Here is a 16371-nt window from a genome sequence, read left to right as displayed (position 1 = left end):
GTCGTAACGAGTCAATTAGTTAAGAGTTAGACTGGGATATAACGTGTCGGATCCGAAACACCCGCATCATCAAAGCCTTTAGCTCGTAGGCGGCAACTGTCACAGCGACCACAAGCCCGGCCATCATCGTCTGATTGATAGCAGGAGACAGTCAAAGCGTAGTCCAGACCCAAACGATGACCGGCTTGAATGATCTCTGCTTTAGTAAGATCAATCAAAGGTGTCTCAATTTTGAATGGCTCACCCGTGACGCCGTTTCTAGTCGCTAGGTTTGCCATCTCTTCGTAGGCCTTAATAAACTCTGGACGGCAATCAGGGTAGCCCGAATAGTCCACAGCATTAACACCTATAAAGATCGCATCCGCATGCAAAACTTCCGCCCAGGCCAGCGCCATAGAGAGGAAGATCGTATTACGAGCAGGCACATAGGTGATAGGAACGCCCTCGGTTTCACCCTCAGGCACCTCAATCGAACTATCGGTCAGGGCAGAGCCACCGAACTGAGCAAGATCAAGCGAGAAGACACGATGCTCTTTTGCACCAACAGAGGCGCAAACCGCCTTGGCCGCATTCAGTTCAGTCAAAGCGCGCTGCCCATAGTCAAAGCTTAGCGCGTAACACTCATAACCTTGATCAGCAGCAATCGCCAATACCGTAGCAGAGTCAAGGCCGCCTGATAGCAGGACGACCGCACGTTTCATCTTTTGATTCATAGTTATGAGCGAGGCTTGTAGTTACGAGCTAGGCCAGCAGCAGAGCTTTTAGGATACTCATCAAGCAGCTGTTTAAAACTGCTCTGTTGCGCTGCAGAATCACCCAAACGATCCTGCACAACACCCAGTTTATAAAGTGCATCTGGGCGCTTGCGATGGCCAACAAACTGAGAAACCACCGTTTCAAATGCGGCTTTAGCTGAATCTAGTTGCTGTTGAGCAAGCTTCACTTCGCCAATCCAGTAGTAGGCATTCGCTAGGTTATCACTGCTAGGATAGGTCTGAATAAACTGTTCAAAGGCTTGAACTGACTCATCAAACTTACGTTCACGAACCAGTGTAAACGCCTGCTGGTAAGCCACTCGATCACTGACTGTAGGTTCAGCAGGGGCTACAGGTGCTTCCGCCTCAACAGGAGAACCAGCGACGGTCGTCTCAACTGGCTGTGTCGCAGCAGCGCTACTTGATACGGGTGCATTTGTTTCGGAAGCAGCCCGATTCTCACCGAGAGCCACACTTGGAGACGCTGTCTCAGCAACAACAGGGTTAGACGTAACTTGGTCAGCAACAACAGGAGCCGGCGCAGCAAGCGGGTCAGCTTGTTGAAGCACTAAAGAGCTTAGGCGGCGATCCATATCACGGTAACGATCCAACTGCTCTTTTTCGAGCTTTTGTAGACGATACTGCTGTGTCTCGATCTCACCACGCAACTGACGAACCTCAGCCTGCAACTGCTGCAAAAGAAGAACCAGTTCACTGTTGGCAGATTGGGAATGTTGTGCCGCAGAAACAGAACTGCTGGCAATAGTGCCAGCAGTCAGTAGAGCAATCAGTAGACGCAATTTCATTAGCGGCTAGTGTAGCTCAGTTCTACACGACGGTTTAGCGCCCACTCAGCTTCAGTGTGGCCAAGCATAGCTGGCTTCTCTTCACCGTAAGAGATAGTTTCGATCTGGTTGCTACCAGCACCGTTAACCATCAGAAGACGAGCAACGGCGTTAGCACGCTGTTCACCCAGTGCAATGTTGTACTCACGAGTACCACGCTCATCAGCGTGACCTTCTAGACGAACAGTTGCACCTGGGTTGTTCGATAGATACTTAGCATGCGCTTCAAGATCAGAGAAACCTTCTTGTTTAACAACAGCCTGATCGAAGTCGAAGTAGAAAACGGTGCGCAGTTTAGCAACTTCAGCAAAAGAGCCAGCAGTCACATTGCTGCCATCAGCGCCTTGAGTGGTTGCTGCATTATTGGTAGCTGCACCATCTGCACCGCCATCCGTTGTTGTGCTAGTTGAACTACAACCTGCAACAAGCGCTACGGCTGCTGCAAGTGCTGCTACTCGAGTCATTGCGATTGCGCGCATCGTCAATCTCCTAAAATAAATTTTTATTGGTCCTATTGGATAGTGCTTAAACTATAGGCTGAGCTAAAGGATTTCAAGCGACTACCTAAAAAAACTTAAGAAACCTGCTCAATCCCGACCAGAGTCCAGTTTCCAGAGTCTAAATCCGCATCTCGACTGAGGTGCCATGCTTCTGCAAACGGTGTAGTGGTGGCCGAACCGTTTTCACGAATTTCACCTTCAAAATAGAGGCTTACAATGTGTTCACCCAACAGCGTTTGGAAGTTAGCCAACTCAACATCAACTGACAAAACCTCAGTTACTTGGTTTTCTGGTAACACCATTCGATTGGTTTTAAGCGACTGCAATAGCTCTGGTGAGGTGTAAGAAGAGATCTCCTGCCAATCTTGACGATCCCATGCACTCTGCAAATTTTTGAAGTGATCCTTAGCGCCGGCCAGGAAAGCGTCTTCATCAAACCACTCAGGCGTATCAATCTTAGCGAACGTCGCGCTCATACCTGAAGCGTTTGAAGCACCACCCAATCCCTGTTCAGCATTTCTAGCCATGGGTACTTCATTCGGGGCGTAACCTCCCTGAGAGGCGCCAGCATAAGCAGCCCTTCTTTGCGACCCGAACAGTTTAAACAGCATAAAGATGACCAGACCAATCAACAGCATATCCATCAGCTGGATACCCTCAAAGGCACCACCGAAAAAGAGAGCTCCCAGAATACCGCCGGCCAATAGTCCACCCATTAAACCACCCATACCCGCTTTACCGCCTGCCGTTGAGGTCGGTGCCGTTTTTGATCCGGTTTGAGAAGGGGCAACCTGTTTGGTCGGAGCCGGAGCCGCCTTCTTAGGCATGGAGTAGCTTTTGCCCAAGCTAAAACCGCCACCAAAACGTTTAGCCTCCGCTTGATGGGGAATAGCTGCCACCAAACAAAATGCAAACAGGAGCGTAAAGAGTTGTTTCATTATTTTATAAACCTCAGATCAATTAACGGTTTTAGTACGGTTTTGTCGAATACCTGCTATCACTCGTCTTACGACGGCCAACCAGATGCCGAGCACAATGAGGGCAATTCCGATTAAATGGAAGCTGTGCATAGTCTCATTCAACACCAAGATAGACAAGAGGGTACCGAATACCGGAATCAGATAGATAAACAGCCCAGCGGTCGACGCTCCCAACTGCGCCACACCACGATTCCAGAAAGAGTAAGAGAGTATCGAGGGAAAGATAGCAATATAGACCACAACCGCCCAGACCGGCGTCTCGAGAGTCGGCACGACAAAGCCACCCTGCTCAAACAGTGCGAATGGGAAGATCACAAGCAAACCAATCAAAACCGACAGCCCGAAAAAGGTGAACGGCTCTAGCTCTTTAGGTTTGAACTTTAAGGTGATCGAATAGAGAGCCCAAGTCACAATCGCAGCCAATATCCAGACATCCCCTGGGTTAAGGTGCAGTGAGGCAATTCGCTGTAACTCACCTTGGGTAATCAGTACAAGAACTCCCATTAGTGAAGCCGCTATCCCTAACCACTGCAGCCCGCCCACAGACTCTTTGAAAAAGAGTCGGTTCAAGAGCAAAATTAGAACGGGAATAATTGCATGCATCAAGGTCGTGTTAGTAGCGGTGGTCGTCTCAACCCCCAAATAGATGAAAGTATTGAAACACCCCACACTGGTGAGTGATAACCAAAAGAGCAGTGGAAAATGCGCTTTTATAATCGGCCACTGTCGAATCGCTTTGGGCAGCCAGAAAGGCAATAGGATCAAAAAGGCGAGTCCCCAGCGTAAAAATGCCATCAATAGTGGGTCGGCAATATCAGCCACTCCTTTAGCCGCGACATGATTACCCGCCCAAAATAGTGGCGTTAAGATCAACAATAGATAGGCGATCAACGTGCATTTCCTTTAGCAAAATAACTCAACAGACCGTAATGCGGCTCTTCACCTGTCACAACGTAATTGAGAGTACGAGCGTTCTCAAACAACCAGCGCTGTTGAGACAGGTCCGCCCCTCTCCCGGCAAACAGGATCTGATCTCCCAACTGCAGCTCAGTCAGCTCACCCGGCTCGATCATAAATTGACCACCACGCTTCACCAGCAGAGCCAAACATTTCAGCTCCTTTGCTCGATCTGCTGGGGATTTGAGTAGTGATCGTAACGTCAGGATCTGACCAGATTCTATCCACTCTTTTACAGCAGGCGTCTCATCGCCCAGTGTAAAGGCTTGAATGCGAACCTGGCCATCACCTACCAAGCGATTGAGGCGCTGAATAAGCTCTCTGGCATCCACTTCATCAAGCGCCATCGATTGGTCTAAAAACTCAGCTAGCAAGGGTGTACGGAGATGAGCCAGAATGCGACTGGCAATGGTACGTCCTGGGTTCATGACAAAATCGGCTTTAAGTCGCTCAAAAATTAACTCATTAGAGTCCAAGTTTTGGCGAACAACCGTCTGCAACCTAGGATTTAATTCGCGAGCGGTCATGATAATCGACAGATTATCCGCATCATTACCGGTACCGGCAATAATACCCACCGCCCCTTCAACACCCGCTTGAATCAGGGTAGACGCCTCAGTACCTATACCGACAATCGATGTGGGCTCATCACCTCTGAAGCTATCCATATGAGGATCCACTAACGTAATTTCTGTCCCCTCAGCACGCATTGAGCCAGCTAACGCGCGACCAAAGCGACCATAGCCACATAAAATCCATCGACCCGATTGATGCTTATAGGTTGATGCGATTGAGCGGTGCTCAGAGTAAATTAGCCAATCAACGATCAGGTGCTTTTGCGGGCTGTGGGCCGCTAGGCCAAGGTACTCGGCAAACTGCTTAAAGGGGTCAACTACCAGATCGGTGCCAAAGGAGTAGAGGTTGGCAGTGGTCGTATCATTTTCGCTGCGGCTCACCACAATGCGTTTCGGATAGAGCAGCTTGCTGGCAATCGAGACCGACAGATTGACGTTATCATCATTGGTCAGGGCCAACACACCCAGACAACTTGAGTTCTGCAAACCGGCCAGATCGAGATTTTCTGGCAGTGAAGCATCGGCACATAGACCCACCACCGGCAGTGAATACTGTTCAAGTTCTAAAGCATCAATTCGGCTCTGATCGATATCGATGACCACTGACTTGATACCCTGTTGCTCTAGTCCAGCCACCACATCTCGGCCCGTTGTGCCAAAGCCACAAATTAGATAGAAGGGCTCTCGAATCGATCGAACTTGATGAGCAAAACGGCGAGTGCGCAACAGACGCGAGAATCCTTGATCTTGCAGCACACTCAACATGGCACCGATGGCATAGAGCCAAGCAATGACGGTTGCGTAGATGCAGACCAGGGTCCACATCCGCTGAGCACTGGTGAATGGGTAAGGAATCTCACCAAAACCGATGGTGGAACCCATAAACGAGACAAAGTAGAAGGCGTGGAAGAAATCCATACGCCAAGGCTGACCCTGATCATCAAGCCCAGGTATTAAAACAAACCCAAGCACAGAGACGGCGTAAACGCCGATTAGAACGCTCAGGGGCAGTCTTAGCCGCCTAAGTAGAATATAAAGCAGTGTATTCATCGACGAATCGACGCACTCTCAACCACTAGCAGAACCACCGACACAACATTCGCCACCAGTGCACCAGCAGCAAGCGACACAATACTCGCCATCGTCCCATCCGTCATTCCCAGTGACGAGATCTGCTCGGCATACGCCCAGACCACCGCAGCTGCAATCAATTGCAAATCGGCAACCAAACTGGTCGCCAGCAACAGTGCTCCAAGGTGGCTGCGGTCACCAAACTTCAACACCGTACAAATTAAACTAACTACCAGGGCCAAAAAGAGCTCAAACACTTCATGATGTGCAGGATTATCGATATCCCCAAGAACAAAGCCGACATTCAGCGTCAGGGCTAAGATGATAAAGAATCCAAATACAACCTTTTCACGGTTCATCAACAAGCGCTCCCAATAATCCAGTTAGTCAGCTTAAAACGTATTTCTGTTCAACATCTTAACGACGTTTAAGTTAGGCTTAATATTAATGACTGAAGCTAACACTTATCGTGACTGTTTATCTAGGGGGTATTTCACATCGTGATCAAGAAATCGATCGTTTCTCTTCTATTTCTCGTTTTTTTATCACTGTCGTCGATCGTTGGTGCCGACGTAATCAAAAGCCTCAACGACACTCGTGAGTATCGAATTCTTGAGCTGGACAATCAGTTAAGAGCATTGCTGATCTCGGATATGCAGAGCGACAAAGGAGCCGCCTCCTTGAATGTACAAGTAGGTAGTAGCGCCAACCCACCGGAGCGTGCAGGACTGGCCCATTTCCTAGAGCACATGCTCTTTTTAGGCACCGAAAAATACCCAGAGGCGGACGCCTATCAAGCGTTCATTAACTCTAATGGCGGCAGCCACAACGCCTTCACCGCCTACGATGATACGAACTACTTTTTTGATGTCCGAGCAGAGGCGTTCCCAGAAGCGCTCGATCGTTTCGCTCAATTTTTCATAGCACCACTCTTCACTGAGGCTTACGTGGATCGTGAACGAAATGCCGTCCACTCTGAGTACGAGTCAAAACGGCTGGATGATGGACGTCGCATCTACGTGGCTAAAAAAGAGGCGATGAACCCAGAGCACAACTGGACCCAGTTTTCGGTCGGCAACCTCGATACTCTGGAAAACACGCCAGAGAACCCCATCCGCCCCGATTTGATCGACTTTTACAACCGTTACTACTCGGCCAATTTGATGACACTAGTGGTCAGCGCACCGCTCTCTTTAGACGAACTAGAGACGCTAGTAACTCAGCGTTTCTCTAAGGTTAAAAACAGCAACGCCACGCCCTACAGCGATGCGGTGCCGCTGTTCACAGAGAACGAGATAGGTCGTGAGATTCGCATCAAAACCCTCAAAGAGAGCCGCCAACTAACGCTCACTTTTCCTGTTCCCCCCAGAGAAGGTTACTGGAAGAAAAAACCGCTCTACTTTATTGCAAACCAAATCGGCTATGAGGGCAAAGGGTCACTCCTCTCTTACCTTAAGGATGAAGGTCTAGCCGACAGCGTCGGGGCTTGGATTGGCATCGATCAACCCGAACAATCGACCTTTGATATCCATATCGATCTCACCCTAAAAGGTCTGGAGCAGAAAGAGCGTGTGATTGAGGCAGTGTTTAGCAAAATTGAGCTTATTAAACAGGCCGGTGTTCAACAGTCACTCTTTGATGAACAAGCTCTTCTTGCGATGAATGAGTTCCGATTCCAGCAGAGTTCAGAACCGATCCACAACGTGATGCGTCTTTCTAAGATGATGGTGGACTACCCTGAGGCTGAATTGATCAGGGCCTCCTACGCGTTTGATCAGTTTGATGCCGCGTTGATTAATGACTACCTCTCGTACATGACGCCGGACAACTTAGTGCTAGGCCTCTATTCACAGCAGGTTGAGACCGATCAGCAAGAACCTCGATATGAGATCGACTACAGCATTAAAACGATCGACTCCGCCCTTCTAGAGCGCTGGAAGAGTCCAAAACTCATTCCGGCCCTCAGCATTAAACCCTTGAATCCCTATATTGCTGATCAGTTCGATCTTCTCGAAGAGACGCAAGCAGAGTTGCCTGAGACTGTTTTTAAAGAGGGTAATCTCACTGCGCTGCACAAGGTTGATGTCAGCTACAAGCAGCCCAGAGGAGCAATCAATCTGGCGATACTGTCGAATAATGCTCAGCCTGATGCAGCCGCATCCGTCGCCAATTCACTGTTGACCGACATGATCAATGAACAGCTCAACGAAGCGCTCTACGATGCCGCACTGGCTGGACTGAACGCCGAGATCTACCCTCACCTGCGAGGCCTATCCATTAAAGTGAGTGGCTACAACCAGCGTCTGGATCGTCTGTTAGAAACACTGCTCAGGTCTCTGAGTATGCCTTTGCAGGATGAGGCGTTGTTTGCTCGATTGAAGCAGAACCTTAAAGAGGATCTTGCCAACAGCCTTAAAGAGAAACCCTACAACCGAACCTTTGCCCTGCTCTACCAAGAGTTATTGGATAATAGCTGGAGCAGTGAAGAGAAACTGGCGGTGATTGATTCGATGACACTGGCTGATCTTTCCAAGCAGAGAGAGAAACTGCTTGCTGAAGGTCAGTTAAAACTGTTTATCCACGGTAATATCAGTCGTGAACAAGCCGAGCTGATCAGCTCAACCGTTCACTCAGCACTGTCTGCGATGAAACCCGCTAATGTGAACCCGATCAAAGCGAACAGCCTAGATGATGGAGAGACAACTAAATCGATCTCGGTCGCTCATACCGACTCCGCACTGCTGCTCTACCTTCAGGCGGACAGTGACACGGCTCAAGCACGCGTGGAAACCGCTCTGATCAACGAGCTTCTGTCGACACCGTTTTACACTCAGCTGAGAACAGAGCAGCAACTGGGCTATGTGGTCTTTACAAACCTTCTACCTATAGGTGAAACACCCGGAGTCGGTTTGACCGTGCAATCTCCGACGGCTGATTCGCAAGCGCTGAAACAGGCTTATAGTGATTTCTTATCGGGTTGGCGTGCAGGGTTAGCAGCAGAGCTAGAGCAAAACATCGAACAGTATCGAGCAAGTCTGCGCTCGCGAATTGCCTCACCCTCCAAGCGGTTGGCGGATGAGACTGAAAGACTCTGGCGAGAGATTGATCGTGACAACCTAAACTTTGATACCAGAGAGCAGCTTCTAACCGCGTTAGACCATCTGACGCCTGAGCAGATACTCAAACGCGCAGATCAGCTGCTTGAACGTAAACTTTGGATAGAGGCTAACCCTGAGCAATCTTAGTCATACTCTCTAAGGTTCAAAGGGGTAGATCGACTCCGCATAGAGGGCGATATCTTCCAATATCGCCCTTTCCTCAGCCGTAGTCTCCGGTAGTTCAGCAATGCGATTCAGCTCTGCATAGAGTGCTTCAAAGGTGAGGTAACCACCGGTGCCTTTCAGTAGCTTTTGCGCTCGAAACTCCTCCCAACTCAACTGTTCCTCATCGGTTAGGGTTTCTGGGAAATTTCGAGCTTTATAACGCAGTAACATCTCCTCTAGACGGGGATCCTGAAACGGCAGCTGTAATTCGTACAAGCTCTCTTCATCCGCCTCACGCACGCGATCGATCAGTTTTTTGTCATCATTCGAGAAGAACCCCCCTGAGTAGATCTGCAGATCAGGGTCAGCAATCGCATCGCGATCCTCTTGGTAAACCGCCATCAGTTTCTCTCGGAGATTAGGTTCATTGCGCAATAGCGCCAAATGCGCCCGACATTGATCGCCATCAATGGAAAATTTTGCCGGTTCATCACCGCGCAACATGTTGGCCGGTGCCACAATCGGGCAACGATTGGCATGCAGTAACTTCAGAGCTAATTTAGGGGTATTCTCATCACGCTGGTCGCGCGGGAGATAGAGATTCTGTTTAATCTGCTCGGCAGTCAGTTCAAAAAGCGGGGCTGGGTCGTGTCGTAGATCCCAAACAATGCTGGCATTCTTGTTGGTTGGGTGCACCGCAATCGGGGCAACAACCGCCATATTGCCTTGCTCTACCGGGTAACGTGATGAGATGTGTAACACCGGCTTCATGCTTTGCGGATCGATCAGTTTTTGAATCGCCAACTTGGAGCGGTTCCGAATCACATAATCAAACAGCTTGGGTTGTCTCTCTTTAACCAGCTTGGCCATCGCAATGGTGGCATAGACATCAGATAGCGCATCGTGGGCATTACCATGCTCAATGCCGTTAGCCTTGGTCAGATCTTCCAGACGCAAACTCGGCGTGCCATCTTCGTAGGTAGGCCAAACGATTCCATCGGGACGAAGTGCGCGAGTGAGACGTAACATGTCGATGATATCCCAACGAGAGCAGCCATTTTGCCACTCACGCGCATAGGGATCGTAGAAATTGCGATAGAGGGTATTTCGCGTCACCTCATCATCAAAGCGGATTGAGTTGTAACCGACACCGCAGGTACCCGGCCGTGCAAGTTCTGCATGAATCCTTGCGATGAACTCGGCTTCACTAAGCCCTTTCTCTAAGGCGATTTGTGGCGTAATCCCAGTAATCAAACAGGCCATCGGGTGCGGCAACATATCATCGGCAGGACGAGCGTAGATCATCACAGGATCCTCAATGATATTGAGGTCGGCATCGGTCCGAATACCAGCAAACTGCATGGGACGATCTCGTTGTGGATCGGTTCCGCTGGTCTCGTAGTCGTGCCAAAAAAACGTCTCGTTTTGCGCACTCATCTTCGCATCCTTGATGAAAATTGCTGATAATAGCGTTAAGAGTAACAGGCCCTTTCCATTCTGGCTAAGAGAGTTCTAAAAATGCTAAACAATCCTACTGAATCAAACTGCCCCTGCGGCAGTGGCGCCCCCTTTTCAGAGTGCTGCCAACCCTATCTAGCCGGCATCGCAGTCGCACCCACTGCTGAAAAGCTGATGCGCTCACGCTACACCGCTTTCTCTGTCGGTGCTGTGGACTATTTGATCGATACTTTAGCGCCAGAGCGACGCTCACCAGGTGAAGCGAACATGCTGGCACAAGAGCTTCGCTCAACCGAGTGGGTGAAACTGGAGATACTGGATACGCATGAGGGTGGACCTCTGCACCAAAAAGGACAGGTCGAGTTCAATGCTCACTTTAAAGCGGCCGATGGAAGAACGGGGGTGCTGCACGAACGATCCAATTTTCGCCGTGAGGCTGACAAATGGATCTATGTGGATGGCGACGTTGAAGTCAATTGAGTGAAAGTGATGTCAGACGCAATGACTAGGCCTTTAAATCGCCTTTTGAAATAATTGCGTCTGACATCGATTAATCCCTAACTCTATTAGAGAGGGATTAGAACATGTGAAGACCACCGTTCACTGAGAAGTCCGCACCGGTCATGTAACCCGACTCTTCGTCCGCAATAAAGGCTACCGTGCGACCGATCTCATCCGGTGTACCGAAACGTTTAACCGGAATCGTTGAGGTAATTTTATCCTGAATTGCCTGATCAATCTTAGCCACCATTGGAGTTAGGATATAACCAGGTGACACCGTATTGACGGTAATCCCTTTAGCAGCCACCTCTTGCGCCAGCGCCTTGGTAAAGCCGTGGATACCCGCTTTAGCTGCAGAGTAGTTTGCCTGACCGAACTGACCTTTCTGCGCATTCACAGAGGAGATATTGATGATACGACCAAAGCCTTTCTCAAGCATTGGGTTAATCACTAGGCGTGTCATGTGGAACATACTGTCGAGGTTGGCGCTAAGTACTTCGTCCCACTGTTCCCAGCTCATCTTCTTGAACTGACCATCGCGAGTAATACCCGCATTGTTGACTAGGACATCAACTGAACCACCAGTTAGCCTTTCAACCGTCGCAATACACTCAGCACAAGACTCAGCATTAGTGACATCACCGTAAGCGACTTCGATCTCGTAGCCATCTTTGCGTTGCTCCTCTTGCCAAGCTTTGGCTTTCTCGTGATTACCACCTGAGTTGTAGCCAGCAACGACTTTAAAACCAGCATCAGCCAATTTGCGACAGATGCTGACACCCAAGCCACCGGTACCACCAGTAACAAGTGCGACTTTTTGACTCATATTATTCACCCTTGTGTTGTGATCGACTCTCAATGAGGCGATTGATATGCAGGGAATTGGCCTCTCTTTTTGCGTTCTGCGTTCCACTCTCTGCAAACAAGAAATGGAAAAACATAGACCATGGAGGCTTTAAAAACCCTACGTTAGATAAGTAATTACTCTACTTTTTAGAACCTGACAAGTTTTAATGTCAGACAATGAACCAAAGTAGTGGATCAATTTAAACCAGAGAGATGACAGTGGTATGACGTCTGATTAGACCCTTTTTAGGGTCCGGATCATCCAGAACCAAGCGAACAGCGCCGTCAGCGCATTCGCTACCACTAGGCCGATAAAGAGCCCTTTAAGGTCGAACAGGGTGCTACCTAGCCAGCCGAGTGGAATGTAGAAGAGAAAGAGTCGAACGATGCTGACACGCATCGCATGATAAGGTAGATGCAGAGCATTAAAGCTGGACGAGCTGAGGAAAGTAGTCGCCTGAAATCCAAAGCCCAGCGGTACAATCAACATCCAGAGAACCAACCAGCGACCAACCTCAGAGTCGTTAGTAAACAGTGGCACTAAAAGCCCTGCACCAAGGGCTAACAGCAGGTAGATCAACAACTGCCAACTCAATGCAAAGAACACCGCATCACTGTAGGCAGACTTAACACGCGCGATCTGTTTCGCACCTAAGTTCTGACTTATGAAAGGTGGCAGCGTCATCGACAAGGCCAAACAGACCAGTAGGGCCAGAGATTCGATACGACTGCCTACCCCAAACGCTGCAACCGCAGCTGCACCATGCTGCGCAACAATCGCTGTCAAAATCCCGTTAGCCAGCGGCGTCATCATATTTGACAGAGCCGCGGGCAGACTGATCTTTAGGACTGAACGCCAATTTTTAAACAACACACTGGGGTCTAGTACTCCCAGCAGGATCATCTTTTTACGAACGAACAGCACCCAAATCGCTAACACAGAGGTAATCGCCCAAGCGATTAAGCTGGCAATGGCAGCGCCCTGTATGCCCATCGCAGGGATCACGCCCCAACCAAAAATCAGGATGGGATCGAGAATAAAGTTGAGAATTGAAGAGCCCAACATCAGCGCGGCTGAGGTGCGAGTATCACCCATCGAGCGGAAGGTGCTGTTACAGACCATGTTCAGAACCATAAAGATGGCCGCAAAGAACCAGACCGACATGTATACGTCTATATAAGGGATCAGATACTCAGCAGCCCCCATCAACTCTACGATGGGGATCAAAAGAAACTGCCCGATAAAGCCCACCACAGCAGTAATCAAAACTGCCATCAGTAGGTTATCAGTCGCTAAACGTGCCACTCGCTGTTTCTCACCGCGACCGATCAGGCGAGCTAGAGTTGCAGAAGTCCCCACACCAAGACCGATGGCCAGACTGGTCAGCGAGAAGCTAATCGGAAAGGTAAAGGATAGTGCCGCCAGCGGCCAAGTGCCTAAGCGACCGACAAACCAAGCGTCTGCCAAGTTAAACAGCATCAGACTGATCATGCCGAACATCATCGGCACAGTCATGCGCACCAGTGTCGGTCTTATCGGGTCATTAGTCAGATCTGCAGCTTTAGACATGCGGGCACTATAACCTAGGTTCCCACGCACACCCAGCTTTGCAGTACACTATTACAAAATTTGTCAGGGCTTAATGTGAATTTACTGATTCTAGAAAAAGAGGATTTCACCTCCTCAACTGAGGTGCGCATCAGTGACCGTCGTCACCGCCACATGCTTGAAGTACAAAAACTAGAGGTCGGCGACACCCTAAGAGCGGGCGAACTGAATGGACTGATTGGCTCAGCCAGAGTGGATCAGATCGATTCTGAGTCGGTATCCCTTAAGGTTGACCTTCAAAAAGAGCCCCCCAAACCACTGCCAGCGACTCTACTACTGGCCCTACCCCGTCCAAAAATGTTGAAACGGACCTTTCAAACCCTAGCCGCCATGGGGGTAAAAGAGATCTACCTGATCAACGCCTATCGCGTCGATAAGAGCTACTGGTCAACGCCTGTCCTGTCAGAAGACTCGATCCGCGAACATCTGATTCTGGGTCTAGAGCAAGCTGGCGACACACAACTGCCCAAAGTGCATATCCGTAAACGATTTAAACCCTTTGTTGAGGATGAACTGCCAGCGCTGGTTAATGGGAAACGCGCACTGATCGCCCATCCCTACAACGCTTCACTCTGCCCTGAACCATCAGATGAAGAGACATTGATAGCAGTCGGTCCTGAAGGCGGATTTATCCCTTACGAAGTCGATCTGATGCAGCAACAGGGGCTAGAGGCCATTCACCTTGGGGAGCGGATTTTACGGGTCGAGACCGCTGTACCCGTGTTACTGTCGCGACTTTTTCCCATTAGTTAGCTGACAGTGATCCAAGGGCGTTTAAATAACGACCCCAATCGAAACAGGGTCCCGGATCGGTTTTACGTCCCGGTGCAATATCACTATGACCGGTGATTCGGTGTGGGGTAATCAGCGGGTAGTGGGTCAGCAGTTGCTCAGTGATCTGAACCAATTGGTCGTACTGCTGATCGGTAAAGGGTTGATCATCGCTCCCTTCCAATTCAATGCCAATCGAGAAATCATTACACTGTTCGCGTCCATCAAAACTGGACTGCCCGGCATGCCATGCACGCTTGTTAAATGGTACAAACTGAACCACACGCCCCGTCCGCTCTATAAGCAGATGGGCAGAGACCTCTAACCCCTCTATCTGTTGGTAGTAGGGGTGCTCGCTGCAGTCCAACTCATTACAAAAGAAGCGCTCTACCGCCTGAGTATTAAACTGTCCTGGCGGCAAGCTGATGTTGTGAATCACCAACAGTGAGATCTCATCACTAGGTCGCTCATTACAATTGGGCGAGGCGATCCAGTCGGCGCCTATGAGCCGGCCTGAAGGCTGATCGATACTGAAACTAACTGACAAATTGAACCCCGCTAACAGTGGCGATGCAGGTAAGATCACGTACAATACCTGCTCAAATCATATTACCCGAAGAGTCCCTGTCGATGCTAACGCTAGAAACCCTAAAGCCCACCATTGAAGCGAATGTCCGTCTTGCAATTGAAGAGGACGTCAGTACAGGTGACATCACGGCGGAGCTGATCCCAGAGAGCCAGCAGGCCAAAGCCGAGATCATCTCACGCGATCAAGCGGTGATTGCCGGCAGTGCTTGGGTCAATGAGGTCTTTAAGCAGGTCGATCCGACCGTAGAGGTAGATTGGAAAGTGGCAGATGGGGACTCCGTCGCACCGAACACACTGCTCTTCACTCTAAAAGGTTCGGCCAGAAGCCTATTGACCGGAGAGCGCGCAGCACTGAACTTCCTTCAAACGTTATCAGGCACTGCCACCCTCGCCAAACAGTACTCTGACAAGGTCGCCAACACCCCAGTTAAACTCTTAGATACGCGCAAGACACTTCCGGGGCTGCGTTTGGCACAGAAGTACGCCGTCACCTGCGGCGGTTGCTACAACCACCGCATCGGTCTGTTTGATGCGTTTCTAATCAAAGAGAATCACATTCTAGCGGCCGGCGGCATTGAATCCGCCATCTCACAAGCCAAGTCCAACCACCCAGGCAAACCGGTGGAAGTCGAAGTCGAAAGCTTTGACGAGTTAAACCAAGCCCTAGAAGCGGGTGCAGACATCATCATGCTCGATAACTTCACTCCCGATCAGATGCGCGAAGCGGTTGCCTTGGTTGATGGCAGAGCCAAACTGGAAGCGTCCGGCAACATCACCGACGACACCCTGGTGAGTTACGCCGAAACCGGAGTCGACTACATTTCGATTGGCGCGCTCACCAAGCACTGCCGCGCGATTGATCTATCAATGCGGTTGGTCTAGTTCAGATAAGTAATATCGTAGGAGCGATCTCGCAGAGGTCGCGATAGTGCCGGTGACTGGCTTCAGCCTGTCATCCGCCGTTAGAATTTATTACCTATCTGAAAAAAACCGATAAAGCAGATGACAGGCTGAAGCCAGTCACTGGTGTTTTTTAAAAAATTTTATTGCATACCAATCGCGGCCTTTTCAAGACCGCTCCAACAAAGTGACAGATACAAATCTCGTGCCGATTCGTCCACGTCCGATCGAGAGTGAGTACGATGGTTTTTCACGGTTAAGAGTTCAATCGGCTGAGGCTCGGATGGCCGAAGTCTGCAACGGAGGCAGGAGCCGACTTATTGCCATGGAAGGCATGTATTCCGTTAATGCAGGAGCAATTAACGGTTTGCAGTGTCCTATTGGACTTCAGTGAAAAATCATTGAACGGAGCGTGCCGCAGGCCGAGTGAGCGTGGTCAGTTTTTGCTTACTTTTTGCTGACCAAAAAGTAAGGTTGATCGCCTTTAGGCGATTAGAAAGTTCTGGCTTTAAATGAGTTTGCCAACAAACTCAATGCCGAGTCGGTGTATGTTCAAACTCTTCAGGACTCATACCCGAACTGAAATCCTCAATATCCGGCTGAGTCGCGACCTTGTATCCCTCGCTTGCCCACTCGCCTAGGTCAATCAACTTACAGCGCTCTGAACAGAATGGGCGGTACTTGTTTTCGGTGGAGTACTCGACCTTTTTTTCGCAGGTGGGGCATTTAACTTTCACAAGGGCTCCTGTCGG

17 protein-coding genes are annotated in these 16371 nt (G+C 49.8%); 5 read left to right on the top strand and 12 right to left on the bottom strand.

Going from position 1 to position 16371, the window contains the following annotated elements:
• Nucleotides 1–26: 26 nt before the first annotated feature.
• The 7 genes from queC to XMG48_RS02260 all read right to left on the bottom strand — a co-directional run bounded on the left by queC (nt 27) and on the right by XMG48_RS02260 (nt 6042).
• Nucleotides 27–701: a 7-cyano-7-deazaguanine synthase QueC gene (queC, locus tag XMG48_RS02290; protein ID WP_217363800.1), complete on the bottom strand. Its 675-nt coding sequence runs from the start codon at nt 699–701 to the stop codon at nt 27–29.
• Between the two features lie 14 nt (nt 702–715).
• On the bottom strand, nt 716–1561 hold the full coding sequence (ybgF, locus tag XMG48_RS02285; RefSeq protein WP_173480435.1) for a tol-pal system protein YbgF: 846 nt from the start codon (nt 1559–1561) through the stop codon (nt 716–718).
• Nucleotides 1561–2079 (bottom strand): peptidoglycan-associated lipoprotein Pal, encoded by a 519-nt coding sequence (gene pal / locus XMG48_RS02280; RefSeq protein WP_173480434.1) that lies wholly within the window; start codon nt 2077–2079, stop codon nt 1561–1563. The genes ybgF and pal overlap by 1 nt, the downstream gene beginning before the upstream one ends.
• Nucleotides 2080–2174: 95 nt before the next feature.
• Nucleotides 2175–3038: a Tim44 domain-containing protein gene (locus XMG48_RS02275; RefSeq protein WP_173480433.1), complete on the bottom strand. Its 864-nt coding sequence runs from the start codon at nt 3036–3038 to the stop codon at nt 2175–2177.
• An 18-nt stretch (nt 3039–3056) separates the two neighbouring features.
• Nucleotides 3057–3971 (bottom strand): DMT family transporter, encoded by a 915-nt coding sequence (locus XMG48_RS02270; RefSeq protein WP_217361980.1) that lies wholly within the window; start codon nt 3969–3971, stop codon nt 3057–3059.
• Nucleotides 3968–5662, bottom strand: coding sequence for a TrkA family potassium uptake protein (locus XMG48_RS02265; protein ID WP_173480432.1), 1695 nt, complete (start codon nt 5660–5662; stop codon nt 3968–3970). Before XMG48_RS02265 ends, XMG48_RS02270 begins: the two co-directional genes overlap by 4 nt.
• A complete protein-coding gene (locus tag XMG48_RS02260; protein ID WP_173480431.1) occupies nt 5659–6042 on the bottom strand; it encodes a DUF6394 family protein in 384 nt (127 codons plus the stop codon). Before XMG48_RS02260 ends, XMG48_RS02265 begins: the two co-directional genes overlap by 4 nt.
• Before the next feature lie 141 nt (nt 6043–6183).
• On the opposite strand from XMG48_RS02260, the gene XMG48_RS02255 reads away from it, so the two are divergent.
• Entirely contained in the window at nt 6184–8928 is a 2745-nt protein-coding gene (locus XMG48_RS02255) for an insulinase family protein (RefSeq protein WP_173480430.1), read from the top strand.
• A 9-nt stretch (nt 8929–8937) separates the two neighbouring features.
• Here XMG48_RS02255 and sbcB read toward each other — a convergent pair whose 3' ends face one another.
• Entirely contained in the window at nt 8938–10383 is a 1446-nt protein-coding gene (gene sbcB, locus XMG48_RS02250) for an exodeoxyribonuclease I (protein WP_173480429.1), read from the bottom strand.
• Between the two features lie 81 nt (nt 10384–10464).
• Between sbcB and XMG48_RS02245 the strand changes: the two genes are divergently transcribed.
• Nucleotides 10465–10884, top strand: a complete 420-nt coding sequence (locus tag XMG48_RS02245; protein ID WP_173480428.1) for a YchJ family protein — start codon at nt 10465–10467, stop codon at nt 10882–10884.
• Between the two features lie 97 nt (nt 10885–10981).
• Here the strand turns inward: XMG48_RS02245 and phbB are convergent, their stop codons facing one another.
• Nucleotides 10982–11731 (bottom strand): acetoacetyl-CoA reductase, encoded by a 750-nt coding sequence (gene phbB / locus XMG48_RS02240; protein WP_173480427.1) that lies wholly within the window; start codon nt 11729–11731, stop codon nt 10982–10984.
• A gap of 255 nt (nt 11732–11986) precedes the next feature.
• The gene (locus XMG48_RS02235; protein ID WP_254443538.1) at nt 11987–13321 is read right to left on the bottom strand and encodes an MATE family efflux transporter; all 1335 of its coding nucleotides are present in this window, start codon (nt 13319–13321) and stop codon (nt 11987–11989) included.
• 75 nt (nt 13322–13396) lie between these two features.
• Here XMG48_RS02235 and XMG48_RS02230 point away from each other — a divergent pair, with 75 nt between their 5' ends.
• Nucleotides 13397–14113: a 16S rRNA (uracil(1498)-N(3))-methyltransferase gene (locus tag XMG48_RS02230; RefSeq protein WP_173480426.1), complete on the top strand. Its 717-nt coding sequence runs from the start codon at nt 13397–13399 to the stop codon at nt 14111–14113.
• Here XMG48_RS02230 and ampD read toward each other — a convergent pair.
• The gene (gene ampD, locus XMG48_RS02225) at nt 14106–14660 is read right to left on the bottom strand and encodes a 1,6-anhydro-N-acetylmuramyl-L-alanine amidase AmpD (RefSeq protein WP_173480751.1); all 555 of its coding nucleotides are present in this window, start codon (nt 14658–14660) and stop codon (nt 14106–14108) included. The two genes, XMG48_RS02230 and ampD, sit on opposite strands and share 8 nt — an antisense overlap.
• A gap of 101 nt (nt 14661–14761) precedes the next feature.
• On the opposite strand from ampD, the gene nadC reads away from it, so the two are divergent.
• Nucleotides 14762–15601, top strand: coding sequence for a carboxylating nicotinate-nucleotide diphosphorylase (gene nadC, locus XMG48_RS02220; RefSeq protein WP_173480425.1), 840 nt, complete (start codon nt 14762–14764; stop codon nt 15599–15601).
• A gap of 205 nt (nt 15602–15806) precedes the next feature.
• Complete coding sequence (locus tag XMG48_RS02215) at nt 15807–16013, top strand: hypothetical protein (RefSeq protein ID WP_173480424.1); 207 nt, start codon at nt 15807–15809, stop codon at nt 16011–16013.
• Between the two features lie 136 nt (nt 16014–16149).
• Here XMG48_RS02215 and yacG read toward each other — a convergent pair whose 3' ends face one another.
• Nucleotides 16150–16356 (bottom strand): DNA gyrase inhibitor YacG, encoded by a 207-nt coding sequence (gene yacG, locus XMG48_RS02210; RefSeq protein ID WP_173480423.1) that lies wholly within the window; start codon nt 16354–16356, stop codon nt 16150–16152.
• Nucleotides 16357–16371: the final 15 nt, after the last annotated feature.

Source organism: Marinobacterium sp. xm-g-48 (assembly GCF_013282925.1).
GTDB lineage: Bacteria > Pseudomonadota > Gammaproteobacteria > Pseudomonadales > Balneatricaceae > Marinobacterium_E.
Note: the sequence above shows the minus strand (reverse complement) of the source record. Positions and strands in the feature narration are given on the sequence as shown.